A 17,334-nucleotide genomic window follows, 5' to 3' on the forward strand; every position below is an offset into this window, starting at 1 on the left:
CCTTCCAGGGTCACTGGGTTCAACTGAAGAAGATTCCGCCGCCGTCGACGGGGATGGTGCAGCCGGTGAGATAGCTCGCATCCGGACCGGCCAGGAACACCACGACCCGGCCGACGTCCTCCACGGCCCGGCCGGAACGGGGGATCGAGGTCTTCGCCAGCAGTTCCCGCAGTTCTTCAGGCCGGTCGCTGAAGTACTGCTCGGCCGCTTCGCCGAGCACAAATGGTGAGAGTGCGTTGACGGTGATGCCATGGCGGCCCCACTCGCGCGCGGCAACCCTGGTCAGACCTGCGATTGCTCCCTTGGCTGCAACATAAGGGCCGTATCCGGCGCGCCCTTCCAGCTCGGATCCTGAACGGAGGTTCACGACCCGACCGCCGGCCTGGCTTTCCCGAAGATACGGAAAGCACTCCTTCATGAACAGGAACGTGCCCCAGGGCCCGACTCTGAACGGTAACTCGAACTCAGCAAGGGAGACTTCGGACAACGGTATGCCGGGTGTCTGCGCCATCGCGTTGTTGACGAGGATGTCGACGGTGCCGAACCGATCGACGACAGTGGAGACCGCCGCTTGGACCTGATCCGGTTCGCGAACGTCGCAGGTCAATGGCAGGCCAGCTATCTCGGCAGCCACCGCTTCCGCACGATCGCCATCGGCATCGACCACCGCAACGGATGCGCCGGCACCGGCCAACGCCGTGGCGATGCCGCGGCCGATGCCTTGGCCGGCACCGGTCACCAACGCTGACCTTCCCGCGAGGGGACCTGGCGTCATCGGAGTGCCTGAAGGCTGAGGCTCGAGCCGTTGTCGCCGAGCCGGACCGACACGGTGCCATCCGGTGCGTTGTCGTCGATCAGCGGGAAGTCCCGGCTGGAGAGCGTGACCCGCAGCCGATGTCCGGCCAGAAGCCGATGGTGTGCCGGCCACAACGTCACTGACAGAACGTATTCGTCACCTGGTTCCACGGCGGCCAGGCCGGCGCTTCCATCGCGGTGGCTCGCGCGGAGCCATCCGTTGGTGATGCGAGTGGAGGCGCCGTCCTTGTCGACCTCCTCCAGGACAACCGCTACATTGCCGTCGGAGGCGCTGAAAGCCAGCCGCACATCGGCCTTGAGCTCACCCGCGATCACCAGGTCGGCCTGTCCAGGTTCGGTCTCGAAGACCAGGCTGCCGGTCGACACGTCGAAGGTCGACACCGTCGATTCCCCGGTGGCTGATTCACCCGGCAACAGTCTGCCGCCCGAGGCCAGCACAAAAGTGACCGGCCGGGACTCGGGAGGCGGCCAATCCGCGTACTGACGCCAGCCTTCCCGGGGCATCTCATACGAAGTGACCCTGGCCTGCGGGAGCGCTCCAGGAAGATCAGAGAGCCAATAGTCCAACCAGGCAAGGTAGGCCGCGGCGCCGATGTCCTCGAACTGACCCGGCACCATGCCGTGGGACCAGGGCCCGGCGACCATCCACGTCTGCTCCGGCCGAGCACGGAAGTTCTCGACCATGCCGAGCCGGTACGGATCCAGCCATCCACCGACGTCCAGCACCGGAATCCGGAGACGATCCCAGCGGGCTTTGACACTGCGATCTTTCCAGTACTCGTCGTACAACGGATGTTGCGGGTACGTCTGGAGCGTCTCCGGTGCGGTGTCCCGCTGCCAGTCACGGATCTGAGCGTTGGCGATTCCGCCACGGTAGATCGTGTTCTCGTACCAATCGCTGAACGCCTGAACGGCGATGACCGTGGTGAGGTGTTCCGGCGCGTTGACAGCCGCCAGCAGTGAGTTGTGACCGCCGTAGCTCACCCCCATCTGCCCGACCTTGCCGGTACAGAACGGAAGCGCGGCCAGCCACTCGATCAGCTCGGCGTTGTCTTTCTGCTCCTGTGGACCGAAGGGGTCGACAGTGCCTGGAGAGCCGCCGGTACCACGAACGTTGCAGACGACAACGATGTAGCCACGGGTGACGAAATGCCCTGCGCCGGCGGCGAAGAACTGCACGGCGTCGTACCCGTTGAACTCGAACACGATCCCCGGGAACGGGCCGGGCGCGGGATCTCCGTCCGGCGTCGCCGGCCGATGTAGCTCGCCGGTGAGGAAACCGCCGTCGTTCATCGGTATCTCGATCTGCTCGGCATGCACGCCGAACGTCGGCGGGCGGTCGTAGGTGAAGAAGGGGTCCGTCGCCGAGACGGTCGGGGCAGGCAGGTCCGTGCCGATCTGCTCGATGAACTGCGCCATGAGCTGGGCCGGTGTCAATGGGTCGGACATGGTCGTCCAATCTGCTGTGGTCCGGTAGGAGGCTGCCGCCCTGCCGATGCTAGTTGGAGGCGCTATCTGGCACCGCCGCACCAAATAATCGCTCATTCATCGGCTCGGCAGGACGAGAAACGTGCAATCTGGATCCAGTCCGCTGCAGCTTGCGCTCGTCCAGCCCCCAGCCACGGCCGGTGGCTGCAGCTGGGGACCGATCGGGCCGATACCGGTTACAGCGCGACGATGCCTTCGCCGGCAGCACCGTGCGGAACGGTGACCGAGCCGACCCGGGTGAGGGAGCCGTTGGTATTGATGCGGTAGGCGTTGATGTTGCCGGCCTGGCCGGTACGGACGTACAGGTTCACGCCGTCGGAGGATGCGGTCAGATCGACCGTACCGGCGTCGGTGCTGGTGGTTCCGGTCGTGGCCAGGGCGCCCTGGCTGTCAACGGTGTAGCCGGACACGGAATCGCTTCCAGCGTTGGAGAGATAGAGCCTGCCGCCGACGGTGGCGATCCAGCAGGTGGCCGCTTGACCCGTCGCAGCGGAGTCCAACGCGGTCAGAGTGTCGTTGGCGTTGATTCTGAACGTCGCGACAGCGTTGGGCCCGGCCTCGGCGACGGCAAGGTGACCGGCCGCGTCGAAGGAGACCGCGAACGGTACGGCGCCGGGCAGGGTGGTGACGGTGGGCCAGGACGGCCCGAGCAGTCCGACCCGGAAGATATCGATGCTGTTGGCACCGTTCTTGGTGGTGACGACGAGCCGGCTGCCGTCGGGAGTGAAGGCGATCTGACCGGGTGTGCTGGTGAACTCGGGCGTCTGGAACGGATCGAGGCCCAGACCGCGGTGCCACGGTCCGATCGGGACCAACCGGCCGGCGACCTGCAGGTACCCCTGGATCGAGCCGCCGTCACGCGCGTTGAGCACGTAGACCAGATTGTCGTGCACCGCGATGCTGACCGGGAAGTCACCGCCGGAGCCGACGACCTGGCGGCGGACGAGCTGATCACCGCGAACGGAGAAGGTCGTGATCGAGTCGCTGCCCGCGTTCGCGGCGTACAGCAGACCGGAGCGCCGATCGTAGGCGAGTGAGCCCTGCGACGCTGTGGCGTCGACGACCGCTCCATCGAGGATGCCGCCCTTCCCCCCGGTGGCGTAGCTGCCGGCCTGGACCAGGCTGCCGTCGGCGCGCCGGTGGTAGGCGACCACGGTGTTGCCGGCCGAATCGTTGCTCTGGACAAAGACTGCCCGGCCCTGGCCGGACGTGGACAGCGTGGCGGCGCTTGCCGGGACGGTCAGCACGACCGCGGCAAGTGTCGCGCCGACGGCCAAGGCCGCGGCGGTGAAGACGCGTTTCATCAAGGATCCTCGCAGAGTCAGTGGCGGACCGGCCGGTAGTCGCCGGGGCTCAACGCACCGGCCGGGCTGCGTCGCAGCCGCCGTCCACTGTCGTCGAGCGGTCCTCGGCATCGCATCCGTCAGAACCCCAGTCGGGAATTCGGCGATCAGCCGCGGAGCTGGCGACGCGAGGTGATCTGCAGTTTCGCGAAGACGTTGCTCAGGTGCCACTCCACCGTTCGCGGACTGATGAACATGCGTGCGGCGATCTCGACGTTGGACAGGCCTTCGCGCACCAGCAGCACGATCTGGGCCTCCTGGGCGGTGAGCTTGTCCGCGCTGCCTCCATCGCGGCTGCGGATGCTGCCGCCTGCTGCGCGCAGTTCGGCGCCGGCGCGATCGGCGAAGGCCATCATGCCCATGTCGGTGAACATGGTGTGAGCGGTACGCAACTGTTCCCGCGCTTGCGTGGGCCGACCACCCCGGCGCAGCCACTCGCCGTACAGCAGGTGGGTGCGGGCAAGCTCGCCCCGCACGCGGGTGCTGCTCAACTGCTCGATGGCAGATCGGTACAGCCCGTCGGCCGATGCATCGTCGGCGACCAGGGCACGGCACCGGGTCTCGACACCCACGGCCCAAGCGGTTCCGGCGACTGTAGTGATGGCGCTGAGCTGCTCGATGCCGGCCCGGGCCTGATCGAGTTGCCCCGACCGCGTTGCCGCCTCGACCAGTTCGGCGAAAGCGCCACCGGGCGGCATGTTGGTCGCGAAGTACTGCTGAGTGGCTTCGGTCGCGGCGGTGAGCGCTACCGCGTACCGCCCGGTCCCGTTGGCGAGGACGGCCTGGCTCCAGCTCATGACGCTGAGACTCAGGCTGGTACCCCGAGCCTTCAACTCGTCGGCGCTCTGCTCGGCCAGCGTGGACAGCGAGGTGTCGTCACCTTGCCAGGCGGCGCAGAGCACCGCGCTCATGGGCACCGCCGATGTTCCGGTGACGTCGCGGACGGTCCGCAGCTCGTCCAGCAGGGATCGGGTCTCGGTGAGCTCGCCGGTCAGCACATGGAGGCTGGCACTGGAATCGAGCGCCAGCGGAAGCGTGCTCAGCGCGCCGGCGCGCCTGGTCAGCCTGACCTTGCGGGTCGCGAGTTCGGACCAGCTGTCGATGTCCCACAGATGGGCCGCGGCAGCGCAGGCCAGCGGAAGCCACTCGATGTCAGCGTCGGTCAGATCGGGCGCCCGGAAAGCTTGCACCGCCACCCGGAGCAGCGGTACGCCGGCAGGGTAGCCGTCGGCGAAGCGGACGGTCAGGCCGTCGAGAAGCAGATCGGCCGCGCGGGCTGGGGCAGGCGCGGGAGCGGCGCTGCGCAAGGCTCCGGCCAGTTGCAAGACATCGACCTCGGAGCCGAGCGCGCCGGCGAAGGTCGCGGTCGCGACCGCCTCGATGTAGGTGTCGCGGCTCCGCTCGACATCTACCGAACCGAGTTGTCCGGCGGCCTGCAGCAGCACTGCGAGCGTGTCCCTGCTGTCGCCCAACGCCCAGGCCGCCCGGGCCCGAACGATGTCGGCGCGGGCCCGGTGCAACGGGTCCAACGGTCCGGACTGGGCGAGTCCGACCAGGTTCAGCGCTGCCGGATAGGCGCCCGCGGCGTACTTCGTTTCGGCAGCTGACACCGCTCGCGCGGCCCGGCGGGCCGGGTCTGGGGTGAGTTCGACGCTCTTGTTGAGGAAGGCCGCCGCGGCCGCCGCACCACCGCGAGCGCGCGCCAGGCCGGCTGAGAGCTCCAGGTCCGCGGCAAGCGCCTCATCGGGGCCGGCCGCGGCCTGGGCGAAGTGCCAGGAGCGGCACTCCGGGTCCGAATCCGCGGTGACCTCGGCCAGGGCGCGATGCGCCAGCCGCAGGTCCTCAGGACTGGCAGCCCGGTACACGGTCGAGCGCACCAGAGGGTGCCGGAAACCCACGCGCGTGCCGATCTCGATCAATCCGGACTTGGTCGCGGGAGCCAGCGCCTGCGATCCCAGCCCCAGGCGCGTCGCCGCGCGCCACACCAGCTCGGCGTCGCCGGTCGGATCGGCTGCCGCGACGAGCAGCAGAAGCCGGGTGTTCAGCGGCAACATCGCCAGGCGTCCTTGGTACACCCGGTCGAGCCGGGCCGACACTGCCGCCGCGCTGGGAAGCCCGAAGCCACCGGCTGCCTCGGGCAAGGTCAAGTCCTTGGGCAGCTCGAGCAGGGCGAGGGGGTTGCCTTGGCTCTCGGCCAGGATCCGTTCGATCACCCGCTGGTCGGCCGCACCCCGGAACGTTGCCGCCAGCAACTCGCGGGCATCCTGCTCGGGCAGGCCGCTGACCACCAGTTCCGGCAGCTTGTCGAACCCGGTGCCCTCGTACGAATCCCGGACCGCCAGGACCAACCCGACCGACTCCGCCTGGATCCGCCGGGCGACGAAGGTCACGGCACGGAGGGTGGCGGTGTCGAGCCACTGTGCGTCATCGACCAGACAGACGAGCGGTCGTTCGGCCGCCGCATCGGCGAGCAGTCCGAGCAGCGACAGACCGATCAGCAACTCGTCCGGCGTCGGACCAGCGGCGAGTCCGAACGTGATGCGCAGCGTGTCCCGCTGTGGTTCCGGCAGCCGGTCGAGGCGACCGAGGAGTGGGGCAACCAGTTGGTGCAACCCAGCGAAGGTGACGTCCGTTTCTGGCTCGACCCCTGCGATCCGCAGGACCCGGCAGTCGGTGGCCTCCGCGGCGAGGTGGTCGAGCAGGGCGGTCTTGCCGATGCCGACCTCGCCACGGACGACCAGCGCTCGGCTCATGCCGGCCCGGACCGCTTGCAGCAGTTCGTGGAGCACCGCGCGTTCCTCGCGTCGGTCCCGCAGCATCGAAGTACCGCCGTTTCTCAGTCCGGTCAAGTGGTCGAAAGAGTAGCCGCGGGACTGGCGGGAGGTCACGATCGCCACCCCCGGGTAGTCCCCGGCGAAAATCCCCGTGGTGGCGCCCGGGGCTTTACCGGGGCCTGGCGGCGCCCGTTGCGGCGATCGTCGGCGGGTGACATTGGTCGGCCCCCGCTCGTGGTGTCAGGAATCGATCGCGGCGCCGGAGTTCGTCGGGCGTTCGCTCGAAGCGTCGCTGTTGCGCCGGCTGGTCCGCGACGCCCGCGCGGGCGGCAGCGCTGCCCTGGTGGTGCGAGGACCCACCGGCATCGGCAAGACCGCTCTTTTCGACAGCGTGGTGGCGGAGGCGGACGGCTTCCGGGTGGTCCGGCTGCGAGCCGTTGCGACCGAGGCGAACTTTCCGGGTACCGGCCTGCAGTTGCTCGGCGACAGTCTGGCGGACGGCACGCGAGATGTGCCGTCGCTGACTCCCACGCTCGGGCTGTTCCCGGCCGATGGGTCCCAACAGAGACGAGAACTCGGGGAGCGTGTCCGTCGCCTGCTCGACGAGGGCTCCGCGCGCCGGCCGCTGCTCTGTGTCCTGGACGACGCTCATTGGTTCGACGAAGCGTCCGCGCAGGTGCTGGTCTATGCCCTCAGACGGCTGGCCGGTGGCTGTGTCTTTCTGCTCGCGGAGCGTGAAGAGTACACGTCAAGGCTGGCGGACCTGCCCTCCCTCGCGCTCGGTCGGCTGTCCTACGCTGACCTTCGGATGCTGGTGAGCGCCGTCGTGCCGGGCGGTGTGGATGAAGTGGTGGCCGGCCGGGTGATCCGGGAAGCCCGCGGCAATCCGCGGCTTCTCCTGGAGTCTTTGCAGGGCGTGTCGCCTGCGGCTTTCGCCGGAGGCTACGCCGTACCGGGTACGACGCGCGCCAACTCATCTGCCGAGCCGCCGACCGGGCTCATGGACCTGCCCGAGGAAGGCCGCCGCCTGTTGCTGTTGGCAAGTGCTGATCCGACCGGCGACGCCAGCCTGCTGCGCCGCGCGGCCAGGACACTAGGACTGTCCTTAGACGCCGTCGCCGCGCTGGAATCGGCCGGCATGATGAGGCTTGGCGTCCAAGTGCTGTTCGGCTCCCCCGCGCTGCGAATGTGGTGCTACCAACGCGCCACCGAGGAGCAGCGCCGGGAGGTACATCGGGCGCTCGCGACCGCCACCGACGGACATTCGACAGCGGATCGGCGCGCGTGGCATCTCGCGCAGGCCGCCGAAGGCAGCGACGAAGAGTTGGCCACGGAGCTGGAGCGCACCGCGACCACCGCCCAGCAACGTGGTGGCCCGGCTGCTGCGGCCGCGTTCTTGGAACTCGCGGCCTCATTGACGACGGACGTCGCGCTGCGCAGCAGTCGCGCGCTGACCGCGGCGGCCGCGAAGCGGGAGGCCGGGGATCCGGACGCCGCCGCTCAACTGCTGACGGTCGTCGATACAAGCCTGTCCGATCCCCTGCTGCAGTGGCGCCTCGAGTACGAGCGCGCACGGCTGATGTTCGCGACCAGCCGGGGCCAGGCCGCAGTCGACTGCCTGCTGCGCGCGGCAGAGACGCCGAACCAACTCGACACACCTGCTGCAGACAACGTCCGGTTCGAGGCCGCCGTCGCCGCAGCACTCACGGCCGGCAACCGACGCCGCGACCAGTACCGCCCAGCCAGCCGGTACGAGTCCACCGCCGTAGCCACGTCGACACCGGACGGCCTCTTCCTGGCAGGGCTTTCGGCTCGGCATTCGGGCGCCGGCGCAGAGACATATCGGTTGCTGCGCGCCGGTGTGGACGCCGTCCAGCGGGCCGACTCCGAACTCGAGACGCCTGAGTGGTTGTGGCTGGTCGCGTGGGTCGCCCGCGACCTGTGGGACGACGACGCCTCCGCCGAGTTCTCTGCCCGCTCCGTTCGACGCGGTCAGGACAACGGCGACCTGGCCCGGCTGCCACACGCGCTGTTTCAGCAGGCCCTGACCGAGATCCATCAAGGCGACTTGCGAACGGCCCGGGCGCTCGCTCGGCGATCAGAGTGGTTGTCCGGCGCCATCGGCAGTCCACCGTTGTCCGCCGGTTCGCTACTGGTGACCGCCTGGCTGGGCGACGAGCCGCTTCTGGGCAGCATGCTCGACTCGGCCCGGCGTGACGCCGGACACCGCGGCGAGGGGCTGGTACTCGCGGCGGCTGGGCTGGCCGAAGCCGTTCTCAACAACGCTCTCGGACGCTACGACGTGGCATTCGTCGCGGCGTTCGACGTAGTACGGGACAAGCCGCTCGGACTGGTTGGGCCCGGTCTGGCCGAACTGATCGAAGCCGCCGTGCGCAGCGGACAACTCAAGGAGGCGGCGGAGGCGCTGGACGTTCTCTCCGAGCAGACGAGAGCCGCCGGGACCGACTGGGCGCTCGGAGTCGAAGCGCGGTCACGTGCGTTGCTCGCCCCGGGAAACCTCGGCGAATCCCTTTACCTGGAGGCCATCGAGCGACTCAGGCGCTGTCGCGGCCGGACTGAGTACGCCCGCACGCAACTGCTGTACGGGGAGTGGTTGCGCCGCCAGGGCCGACGGATCGATGCCCGGCCGCACCTGCGTGCCGCGCACCGAACGTTCACCGAGATCGGGGCGGTGGCTTTTGCCGAGCGGGCACACCGCGAGCAACTGGCCACCGGCGAGAAGGCACGGAGCCGGTCAGTGGACGCGCTCGTGCAGCTCACGCCACAGGAGTTGCGGGTGGCGATGATGGCGCGAGAAGGGCTGACCAATCCAGAGATCGGCACCCGGCTCTTCATCAGCCCACGCACCGTCGAGTACCACCTCCACAAGGTGTTCGACAAGCTGGGCATCGCCTCCCGGTCGAAGCTGCATCTCGCTCTGGACCATGCCGCGATCCGCACCTCCCGTGGTTCGTCGACGGACAGCGGCGCTACCGGCTGATCTCCCCCATCGACGCGACACCCGTCAGGTCGACACAGGCGATCCCTCGACGGTCGACCACGACGATGAGCACGTTGGAACAGCCGACGCACCGCGCGACAGTGCCAGGTCCCCCGGTGTACACCAGCATCTCGGCGATGGCTTGCTCGTGTCCGCACCGGCCGCAGGTACACGGTGTCGCGGTCATCTCCGCGCCGAAGACGTCGTACAACGTCCCGCCGATCGCGTTGCCGTCAAGGTGCGTCACCGCTCACCTCCCTGTTCCGCCGAAGCGTTCGGCACGGATACTCGCGCTGTCGTGGCCCAGCAGGACCAGCGCGCTGGTGGCAGTCTCGACGAAGTCGGTCGGTCCGCAGACATAGACCAGAGGCCGATCGGCCGGCGACCAGGCGACGTCGGAGATCAGGTCCTGGTCGATGCGACGCCGGTACCCCTGCCAGCCTGGCGGTTGGTCGCGGGTCAGCGTCACCGAGACGTCGACGAAGTCGTAGGCCGCGAACTGGAGCAGTTCGTCGCGGTAGATCAGCAACGGGAGCGACCGCGCCGAGCACAGCAGTCGGACCGGCACGGTGCTGTGGGTCGCGCGATGGTGGTGAAGCATCGACCGGAAGGGCACCAGGCCCGAGCCGCCGGCGATCAGCAGCAGTGGGCCTCCCATCGAGTCGTCCCAGACGAAGTAGCCGCCGATCGGGCCGCGGAGCTCGATCTCGTCACCAGCCCGGAGTTCGTCGGCCAGGTACGGCGAGACTTCGCCGTCAGGGAGACGTTCGACAGTCAGCGCCAGGTGCTCGTCCTCCGGACCCGATGCGATCGAGTAGCTGCGTTGAGCCTGGTAGCCGTCGTCCGCCGTCAGCCGTACGTCGATGTGCTGACCGGCCCGGTGACCGGGCCAGGCCGGCACCTCGACAGTGATCGTCGTGGTCTGCGCCGTCTCCGCGACGACGTCGACGACCGTCCCCGGCTGCCAGCTCAGTCGCCGCTGTACCGCTGTTCTTTCCACGGGTCTCCGTAGTTGTGGTAGCCGTACATTTCCCAGAAGCCCGGCTCGTCTCGCGTTCGCAGTTCGAGGCCCTGGATCCATTTGGCGCTCTTCCAGAAGTAGAGATGCGGTACCAGCAACCTGGCCGGTCCGCCGTGCTCAGGTGCCAGCGGCGCACCGTCGTACCCGTTGACGATCCAGGCCTTGCCGCCACGCAGGTCGGCGACGGGCAGGTTGGTCGTGTAGCCACCGTCGCAGTAGGCCGTCACGTAGCGGGCGCTCGTCACCACTTCCGCCAGCAGGGTGTCGAGGCTGACGCCGGTCCAGACGGTGCCGAGTTTGGTCCACTTGGTCACACAGTGGATGTCGGCCGACACCGTCTCCTGCGGGAGTGCCCGCAGCTCGGCCCAGGTCCAGGTCACGGGACGGTCGACGGCACCGCGGATCGTGAACGTCCACTGATCGAGTGGCATCCGCGGCGTCGCGCCGGCCGACAACACCGGGAAATCGGCCGTCGGGTGCTGCCCGGGCGGTAACCGTGCCGTGAGTACGTCATCGGCCTTGGCGCGTCGCCCATGGAAGCCGCGCGAGATCACCATCGGCGCTCCTGTCTGCCTATCGGGTGTCCACCGTCTCACCGACCAGCACCGCTCGCACCCGGGAACTGCCCAGTGGCTGCAGCGGCGTGGCCGGCCTCAGACGAAGGACCGGGCACTTCCCGGGCACGAGCCGGATGCGGTGACAGGCGACCCGATGGCAGGGTCCCGGTTGCGACCGACAGAGACCATGACTGCGACCAGGGACAGAGTATGAAAATCAACCCGGGTCACCGCGGAACCGTGATGGGCGACGCGCTCTTCACTGGTGAGGTATGGATCGACCACCTGGCCCGCCCGGGTGAGGACACCTCGCTGAGCGTGCAGCAGGTGTACTTCACCCCAGGCGCCCGGACACCGTGGCATGAACACCCTGAGGGGCAGGTCATCAACGTGATCGCGGGCGTCGGGCGGATCCAGGAACGCAATGGCCCGGTCCACACCATCCGAGCGGGCGACACCGTGACGACGCCCCCCGGTGAATGGCACTGGCACGGCGCGGCCGCGGACTCGGCGATGACGATGATCGCCATCCAGGGCGCCGACCGCGATGGCGGCATCCTTCACCCGGGCGAACCCGTCACGGACGCGGAGTACGACGCCTGAGGCAAAGTGGTTGACTTCTGGACATACTTGCGTGCGCAAGCAATACTCGCAGCTGCATCGCCCGCTGCCGCCACCACCCACGGCTGCTTGCCACTCACGAAGGGCACCACGATGACTCCGTCCAGACGCAACGTCCTCACGTTCGCCGCACTCTCCGCCTCAGCCGCGACAGGACTGTTTCCCCTCTCCCGGAGGGCTGCCGGCGCGTCCGGTGAGCTGCCTGACTATCTGGAGATCCCGGCGAGTTCGATGGGCCCTGCCCTCAACCCCGACGGCTATCACGTCGGGCGGATCGAAGGAAACCTCTACTGGGTCACCGATTCGTTCTACCAGTCGATGTTCCTGACCACCCGCACCGGCGTCGTACTGGTCGATGCCCCGCCGACGATCGGCCACAACCTGCAGCGCGCCATCGACGAGGTCACGCAGCGCAACGGCAGGCCGAACAAGGTCACCCACCTGGTCTACTCGCACTTCCACGCCGACCACATCGGCGCTTCGGTGATCTTCGGCAAGGACGTCGTCCGGGTGGCGCACCGGGAGACCGCGCGCCTGCTGCGTGAGACTCGCGACCCGAACCGGCCGATGCCGACGATCACCTTCGACAGCCACTACACCCTGCGCGTGGGTGGCGAGACGCTGCAACTGGACCACCACGGCCCGAACCACACGCCGGACAACATCTTCATCTACGCACCCAACCAGAAAACCCTCATGCTGGTGGACGTCCTGTTCCCCGGCTGGGTGCCGTTCAAAGGCCTGGCCGTGTCCCAGGAGATCCCGAACTGGGTGCGGATGCACGACGTGGCGCTGCGCTATCCGTGGCAGACCCTGGTCGGCGGCCACCTCGGCAGGCTGGGCACGCGCGCCGACGTGGCCCTGCAACAGAGCTACGTCAACGATCTGCGGACCGGCGCCGAGGCCACGATGGCGAGCCTCGACCCGACCCCCTACTACGCCAAGTACGGCCCGACGGGCAACGCATGGGCGATCTTCAAGGAGTACCTGGACGAAATCACCCGCCAGGTCGCGGACCCGGTGATCGCCAAGTACGCCGGCACGCTTGCCGCGGTGGACGTCTACACCTTCGACAACGCGTTCGCGATGCTGGAGTCGCTGCGCATCGACACCGGAATCCTCGGCCCGATCCACTCATAACACGCGGATCGGATCAGCACGGCGCCGATGGGCATCATGCGTGACGGCCGCGCGAGGGATCGTCCCCGCGCGGCCGTCGGCAGTTCAGGAGGTGTGGCGCGCCGCGTTCTCGATGACGTCGCGGACCAGGCCCGGGTGGGAGATCAGCGACAGATGGGAGGCGTTCACCGTCGTCACGTCGGTGCCGGCTCGCTTGGCCATGAACATCTGCGCGGCGGCGGGCAACGCGTGGTCCGCGGTGCCGACCACACCCCAGCTGGGGATGCTCTTCCAGGCCGGCGCCCCCGACATCTCGCCGAGCGTGGCGGCCGCGATCGGGCGCTGGATGGCGGCAAGTTCAGCGGCCTTGCCGGCCGAAAGATCGTTGGCCAGAACGGACCGGAACAGCGCGGGCTTGATGTAGGCGTCGACGACACCGTCCGCCACCGGGACGAAGTTCAGCGCGTCCGGACCGATCTGACTGCCGGGGAACTGGGCGGTCAGCCCACCCAGGGTCTCCCCCTCTTCCGGGATGTAGGCGTCGACGTACACGAGCGCCTTGACGTTGGTGTTGCCGGTGGCGGCGTTGGTGATGACGAACCCGCCGTACGAGTGTCCGACCAGGATGATGGGGCCCTGGACGGTCTTGAGATAGCTGGTCAGCGAGGCGGTGTCATCGACGACGCCGCGCAGCGGATTCGGCGGCACGGCGACGGTGTACCCGTCGCGCTGCAGGCCGCGGACGACGCCGCTCCAGCTCGAGCCGTCCGCCCAGGCGCCGTGTACCAGCACAACCGTCGGCTTGGCCGCCGGCTGGCCGTAGCTGCCATCCGTCGTCGTGGATGCCGACGCGGGCGGGACGATGGTGGCCGCAAGCAACAACGCGGCGCCCAGCAGGGCGGCTCGGAGGCCGCGCTTGCGGGACCTCGATGAAAACTGCATGGTCTTTCCTTCCATGGCGTGCAGGGGAAACGCGTCGCGGCAGCGGCGTGTCGAAATCGAACGGTCAGAGGCCCTGGCGTTCGAGCCAGCCAAGCGTGAAGTCGGCGACTTCGCGCCAGCCGTGGTCGATGACGAGGGAGTGGCCGCGGTCGGGGAACGACTTGTAGTCGGTGACAGCGCCCGAGCCCGCATAGAGCTTGTACGCGGCCTTGGCGACCACCTCGGGCACGGTGTGATCCTTGCCCCCGCCAATGATCAGCAGCGGTCCACGGTTGCTCTTCCTGGTGTCCACGGCGGCGGGCGAGTTCTTCTTGAAGTTGGCACTGCTCGCCTCGAACAGGGGCTTTCCGGGGCCAGGGATGGCCCAGCGCTCGAACAGTTCGTTCGACTCGGACTCCGGGATCGCGTTACCGAACCCGTAGCGGAACTGCTTGCTGGTCAGCGAGACCGCCTTCTTCTTGTTGCCCGGCCTCGCAAGCACGGGCAGGCCCGATCGAATCTGGGCGAGCGGTACCGGCTTGACGCCCTTGATCTGGCCGGGGTCGATCCCCACAGCGGCCACCGCGCCTCCGTTCGCCAGCAACTTCTGGGCGATCAGACCGCCGAAGGAGTGGCCGATGACGATCGGCTTGGCGGCCAGGCCGTTGATGAAGCGCTGGTAGCTCGCGGTGATGTCGTCGATGCCCTGGCCGGCCAGCGCAAGCGGGTTCTTGCGCGTTGCGTCCACCGTCTCGGAATCACCCGGCCAGCCAGGGGCCGACGGCCGGTAACCGGCTCCCTCGAAGACGGGAAACCAGTTCTGCCACGCATCCGAATGGATCCAAAGCCCATGGATGAAGACGACCGGGGTTGCACTGGACATGTCTGGCTTCCTTCGCGCTCAGGGTGAAATCATTTTTAATAGTCCATCAAGTTGCTTGCGAGCGCAAGCAATGTACTCTCAGCCCATGAGAGCTGAGAACTCCTCCCGCCGGCGCTTCCTGGCTGCCGCCGCCATCACGATTCCAGGGGCCGCCCTGCTCGGCGCCGGGGCGATGCAATCGGCGTCGGGTGCTGTGCAACCCGCGACGGCACTGCCCGACTTCGCGCCTGTCCCGCCATCGGCGTTCGGTCCAAAACTGAACGATCGCGGCTACTACGTCGGTCGCGTCAACGGCAACCTCTACTGGGTCACCGACGCCTTCTACCAGTCGATGTTCCTCACCACCCGTACCGGCGTGGTGCTCGTCGACGCACCACCGACCATCGGGCACAATCTCTTGCACGCGATCGACGAGGTGACCCGTGCGAACGGCCGCCCGAGCAAGGTCACCCACCTCGTGTACACGCACTCGCACGCGGATCACATCGGCGCGGCGGGAATCTTCGGTCACAACGTCGTCCGCGTCGCGCACGAGGAAACCGCGCGCAACCTGCGGGTCGCACGCGATTCGAATCGACCGCTGCCCACGAAGACCTTCGACGATCACTACACACTGCGGGTCGGCGGTGAACGTCTGGAGTTGTCCTACCACGGCCCCAACCACACATCGGACAACATCTTCGTCTACGCGCCCGAGCACGAGACGCTCATGGTCGTGGACGTGCTGTTCCCTGGCTGGGTGCCGTTCAAAGGCCTGGGCGACTCACACGCGATCGGCGGCTGGGTCCAAGCGCACCAAGAGATCATGCGCTACCCATGGAAGACCTTCGTCGGCGGACACCTCGGCAGGCTCGGCACCCGCGCCGACGCCGACCTGCAGAAGCAGTACGTCGACGACCTGGCCACCGCGGCCAAGGCAGCCCTCGCCGGCGTGGATCCGACTCCGTACTTCGAGAAGTATTCATCGACGGGGAACGCGTGGGCCATCTTCGACGCCTACCTCGACGAAGCCACCCGGCGTACCGCCGAACCGGTGATCGCCAAGTACACCGGTGTACTCGCGGCAGCTGACGTGTTCACCGCCGACAGCGCCTTCACGATGCTCCAGTCGTTGCGCATCGACAGTGGCATCCTGGGCCCGTTCGGTGTGCGGCCGTCATGACGGCCAGAAGGTTGTCGATCATCGGTTCCGTCGTCTATCTGCTGTGGGCCGCCCTGCACATCCAAGCCGCCTACAAGGTCAGGCAACTGGCCGACTCGGTCCAGCCGTCGATGATCCAGGGCAGGCTGAACCAGGACAGCTGGATGCTCCTGTGCGCGGCCGTCATCGTCGGGGTGGTTTCCTTGCTCATGCTCAGGCGAACCTCGGAGCTGGGTTACTGGCTCAACCTCGGTGTGGCCGGCGTCAGCGACATCGGCTTCATCGCGTTCGTCCTGGTCCCCGGCTACGCGAAGCCGTGGCCGGGTCTGGAGGGGCCGGTGCTTTGGGGTGTCGCCTGGATGTTCTCGACTGCGGCGCTCGTCATGGTGCGACGCGGTTCAGCCGAAGGCGTGCGAACTGAGGTTGGTGACCAGGCTCATCTAAGGTGAGAGCTCCTATGCCAAGGAGCTCGCCGTGCAAGCAGGCAGAGCCTCGCATCGAGGAGCGGTGGATGTCGAAGAGTCAGAGGCGGGCCGGCGGGGAGCGCGCGGGTGGCCCTGAGACGAAGCTCGAGGACGTGGTCGCCCGCGTCCACCAGGAGACTCCTTTGTGGCAGACCTACCTCTCGGTCCATCGGCAGATCGTCGACAGGCTGGCCGAGCAGATGCTGAACGACCACCAGTTGCCGCTGGAGTGGTACGACGTACTGATGAATCTCGCTGATGTACCAGGCCACCAGCTGCGTCAGCGAGAGCTCAGCGATCGCCTGCTGCTGAGCGAAAGCGGTGTATCCAGACGGCTGGCGCGAATGGCGAAGGCCGGCTTGCTGGAACGCACCCCGGCTGACGACGATCGCCGTGGAGTGGCCGTGGCCCTGACCGAGAAAGGCGCCGCAACCCTCCTGGAGGCCACCGATTCACACCTTGCTCTCGTCGCTCAGCTGTTCACCGACAAGCTCACCGCCACCGAGCTGATCGCACTGCCGCAGATCCTGTCCAAGCTGGACACGAGGACCGACTGAGGCGGTCAGCTTGGTTGGGCCGCGCGGTCGAGTAGCGTTTCGGCGAGGGCTTGGGCGTCGCTCAGCGGCCGGGTGTCGTTGAGCGAGGTCGCCAGGGCGCGGGCGCCCTCGAACAGGACGGCGAGTTGGCGCCCAAGGATCTCCGGTTCGCGTGCGCCGGCCTCGGCGGAGGTGGCGATCAGGCTTTCGGCGAGCTCGCGCTTGTGACGCCGGACCAGAGCTGTTGCCTCAGGCATCGTTCCGGCCGCTTCGACGGCGACGTTGTGCAACGGGCACCCTCGCACGGTCGTCGGCGACGAGCCGGCCGGGAGCTCGGCGAACAGCTCCAGGATCCGCTCGCGCGCGCTGAGATCCCTGCGTCCCAGGACTGCTTCGGCCAGTAGCGCGCCGTCGGACTCGAGGCGTTCCAGGTACGCGGTGACCAGCGCCTCCTTGCTCGGGAAGTGCTGGTAGAAGGTCCGCGTCGACACGTGCGCCGCGTCGGTCAGCTTCGCGATGCCGGTGGGGTGGATCCCGTCGCGTGCGAACAGCTCCACCGCGGCGCGGAGAATGCGCTCCCGCGCTCCGCGTCCGCCCTTGGCCGCGCCGGCCGCCGCTTCAGTCGTTGCCATGCCCAAAGTATAGCGAT

Annotated in this window: 16 protein-coding genes; 6 read left to right on the top strand and 10 right to left on the bottom strand. The window is 67.9% G+C overall.

Features of this window, described 5'->3' with window-relative positions; all coding sequences use genetic code 11:
* Positions 1 to 19: 19 nt before the first annotated feature.
* From ACIA12_RS16170 to ACIA12_RS16185, 4 genes are all read right to left on the bottom strand, one after another.
* Positions 20 to 739 (bottom strand): SDR family NAD(P)-dependent oxidoreductase, encoded by a 720-nt coding sequence (locus ACIA12_RS16170; protein ID WP_396367753.1) that lies wholly within the window; start codon positions 737 to 739, stop codon positions 20 to 22.
* A 32-nt stretch (positions 740 to 771) separates the two neighbouring features.
* Positions 772 to 2,265 (bottom strand): CocE/NonD family hydrolase, encoded by a 1,494-nt coding sequence (locus tag ACIA12_RS16175; RefSeq protein WP_396367754.1) that lies wholly within the window; start codon positions 2,263 to 2,265, stop codon positions 772 to 774.
* Between the two features lie 215 nt (positions 2,266 to 2,480).
* A complete protein-coding gene (locus ACIA12_RS16180) occupies positions 2,481 to 3,608 on the bottom strand; it encodes a lactonase family protein (RefSeq protein ID WP_396367755.1) in 1,128 nt (375 codons plus the stop codon).
* Between the two features lie 146 nt (positions 3,609 to 3,754).
* The gene (locus tag ACIA12_RS16185) at positions 3,755 to 6,496 is read right to left on the bottom strand and encodes an AAA family ATPase (protein WP_396367756.1); all 2,742 of its coding nucleotides are present in this window, start codon (positions 6,494 to 6,496) and stop codon (positions 3,755 to 3,757) included.
* Between the two features lie 136 nt (positions 6,497 to 6,632).
* Here ACIA12_RS16185 and ACIA12_RS16190 point away from each other — a divergent pair, with 136 nt between their 5' ends.
* Positions 6,633 to 9,422: an AAA family ATPase gene (locus ACIA12_RS16190; RefSeq protein ID WP_396367757.1), complete on the top strand. Its 2,790-nt coding sequence runs from the start codon at positions 6,633 to 6,635 to the stop codon at positions 9,420 to 9,422.
* Here ACIA12_RS16190 and ACIA12_RS16195 read toward each other — a convergent pair.
* From ACIA12_RS16195 to ACIA12_RS16205, 3 genes are read right to left on the bottom strand one after another with little or no spacing between them, the layout of a single operon-like run.
* On the bottom strand, positions 9,412 to 9,669 hold the full coding sequence (locus ACIA12_RS16195; RefSeq protein ID WP_396367758.1) for a DUF6510 family protein: 258 nt from the start codon (positions 9,667 to 9,669) through the stop codon (positions 9,412 to 9,414). The genes ACIA12_RS16190 and ACIA12_RS16195 overlap by 11 nt on opposite strands.
* A 3-nt stretch (positions 9,670 to 9,672) precedes the next feature.
* Positions 9,673 to 10,422, bottom strand: a complete 750-nt coding sequence (locus ACIA12_RS16200; protein ID WP_396367759.1) for a ferredoxin reductase — start codon at positions 10,420 to 10,422, stop codon at positions 9,673 to 9,675.
* On the bottom strand, positions 10,392 to 11,000 hold the full coding sequence (locus tag ACIA12_RS16205; protein ID WP_396367760.1) for a sulfite oxidase-like oxidoreductase: 609 nt from the start codon (positions 10,998 to 11,000) through the stop codon (positions 10,392 to 10,394). The genes ACIA12_RS16200 and ACIA12_RS16205 overlap by 31 nt, the downstream gene beginning before the upstream one ends.
* A 210-nt stretch (positions 11,001 to 11,210) precedes the next feature.
* Here ACIA12_RS16205 and ACIA12_RS16210 point away from each other — a divergent pair, with 210 nt between their 5' ends.
* Both ACIA12_RS16210 and ACIA12_RS16215 read left to right on the top strand, forming a co-directional pair.
* Positions 11,211 to 11,603, top strand: a complete 393-nt coding sequence (locus ACIA12_RS16210; protein WP_396367761.1) for a cupin domain-containing protein — start codon at positions 11,211 to 11,213, stop codon at positions 11,601 to 11,603.
* A gap of 111 nt (positions 11,604 to 11,714) precedes the next feature.
* Positions 11,715 to 12,761, top strand: a complete 1,047-nt coding sequence (locus tag ACIA12_RS16215) for an MBL fold metallo-hydrolase (RefSeq protein WP_396367762.1) — start codon at positions 11,715 to 11,717, stop codon at positions 12,759 to 12,761.
* 84 nt (positions 12,762 to 12,845) lie between these two features.
* On the opposite strand, the gene ACIA12_RS16220 is transcribed toward ACIA12_RS16215, so the two are convergent.
* Positions 12,846 to 13,682, bottom strand: coding sequence for an alpha/beta fold hydrolase (locus ACIA12_RS16220; RefSeq protein WP_396367763.1), 837 nt, complete (start codon positions 13,680 to 13,682; stop codon positions 12,846 to 12,848).
* Positions 13,683 to 13,746: 64 nt separating this feature from the next.
* Positions 13,747 to 14,544: an alpha/beta hydrolase gene (locus ACIA12_RS16225; protein WP_396367764.1), complete on the bottom strand. Its 798-nt coding sequence runs from the start codon at positions 14,542 to 14,544 to the stop codon at positions 13,747 to 13,749.
* Between the two features lie 85 nt (positions 14,545 to 14,629).
* Here ACIA12_RS16225 and ACIA12_RS16230 point away from each other — a divergent pair, with 85 nt between their 5' ends.
* The 3 genes from ACIA12_RS16230 to ACIA12_RS16240 all read left to right on the top strand — a co-directional run bounded on the left by ACIA12_RS16230 (position 14,630) and on the right by ACIA12_RS16240 (position 16,706).
* Positions 14,630 to 15,706 (top strand): MBL fold metallo-hydrolase, encoded by a 1,077-nt coding sequence (locus ACIA12_RS16230; protein ID WP_396367765.1) that lies wholly within the window; start codon positions 14,630 to 14,632, stop codon positions 15,704 to 15,706.
* Positions 15,703 to 16,134 carry a hypothetical protein gene (locus tag ACIA12_RS16235; RefSeq protein ID WP_396367766.1) on the top strand — a complete coding sequence of 144 codons (432 nt, stop codon included), beginning with the start codon at positions 15,703 to 15,705 and terminating at the stop codon, positions 16,132 to 16,134. Before ACIA12_RS16230 ends, ACIA12_RS16235 begins: the two co-directional genes overlap by 4 nt.
* A gap of 62 nt (positions 16,135 to 16,196) precedes the next feature.
* The gene (locus tag ACIA12_RS16240; RefSeq protein ID WP_396367767.1) at positions 16,197 to 16,706 is read left to right on the top strand and encodes a MarR family winged helix-turn-helix transcriptional regulator; all 510 of its coding nucleotides are present in this window, start codon (positions 16,197 to 16,199) and stop codon (positions 16,704 to 16,706) included.
* A 5-nt stretch (positions 16,707 to 16,711) separates the two neighbouring features.
* Here the strand turns inward: ACIA12_RS16240 and ACIA12_RS16245 are convergent, their stop codons facing one another.
* Complete coding sequence (locus ACIA12_RS16245) at positions 16,712 to 17,317, bottom strand: TetR/AcrR family transcriptional regulator (protein ID WP_396367768.1); 606 nt, start codon at positions 17,315 to 17,317, stop codon at positions 16,712 to 16,714.
* Positions 17,318 to 17,334 lie beyond the last annotated feature (17 nt).

This window comes from Kribbella sp. NPDC051620, assembly GCF_044453825.1.
Taxonomy (GTDB): Bacteria; Actinomycetota; Actinomycetes; order Propionibacteriales; family Kribbellaceae; genus Kribbella.

What these genes read in the sequence shown, in the direction of transcription:
- ACIA12_RS16175 (WP_396367754.1), bottom strand. Translation starts at nt 2,265, where the DNA reads ATGTCCGACCCATTGACACCGGCCCAGCTCATGGCGCAGTTCATCGAG.
- ACIA12_RS16180 (WP_396367755.1), bottom strand. Translation starts at nt 3,608, where the DNA reads ATGAAACGCGTCTTCACCGCCGCGGCCTTGGCCGTCGGCGCGACACTT.
- ACIA12_RS16205 (WP_396367760.1), bottom strand. Translation starts at nt 11,000, where the DNA reads ATGGTGATCTCGCGCGGCTTCCATGGGCGACGCGCCAAGGCCGATGAC.
- ACIA12_RS16210 (WP_396367761.1), top strand. Translation starts at nt 11,211, where the DNA reads ATGAAAATCAACCCGGGTCACCGCGGAACCGTGATGGGCGACGCGCTC.
- ACIA12_RS16215 (WP_396367762.1), top strand. Translation starts at nt 11,715, where the DNA reads ATGACTCCGTCCAGACGCAACGTCCTCACGTTCGCCGCACTCTCCGCC.
- ACIA12_RS16220 (WP_396367763.1), bottom strand. Translation starts at nt 13,682, where the DNA reads ATGCAGTTTTCATCGAGGTCCCGCAAGCGCGGCCTCCGAGCCGCCCTG.
- ACIA12_RS16225 (WP_396367764.1), bottom strand. Translation starts at nt 14,544, where the DNA reads ATGTCCAGTGCAACCCCGGTCGTCTTCATCCATGGGCTTTGGATCCAT.
- ACIA12_RS16230 (WP_396367765.1), top strand. Translation starts at nt 14,630, where the DNA reads ATGAGAGCTGAGAACTCCTCCCGCCGGCGCTTCCTGGCTGCCGCCGCC.
- ACIA12_RS16235 (WP_396367766.1), top strand. Translation starts at nt 15,703, where the DNA reads ATGACGGCCAGAAGGTTGTCGATCATCGGTTCCGTCGTCTATCTGCTG.
- ACIA12_RS16240 (WP_396367767.1), top strand. Translation starts at nt 16,197, where the DNA reads ATGTCGAAGAGTCAGAGGCGGGCCGGCGGGGAGCGCGCGGGTGGCCCT.
- ACIA12_RS16245 (WP_396367768.1), bottom strand. Translation starts at nt 17,317, where the DNA reads ATGGCAACGACTGAAGCGGCGGCCGGCGCGGCCAAGGGCGGACGCGGA.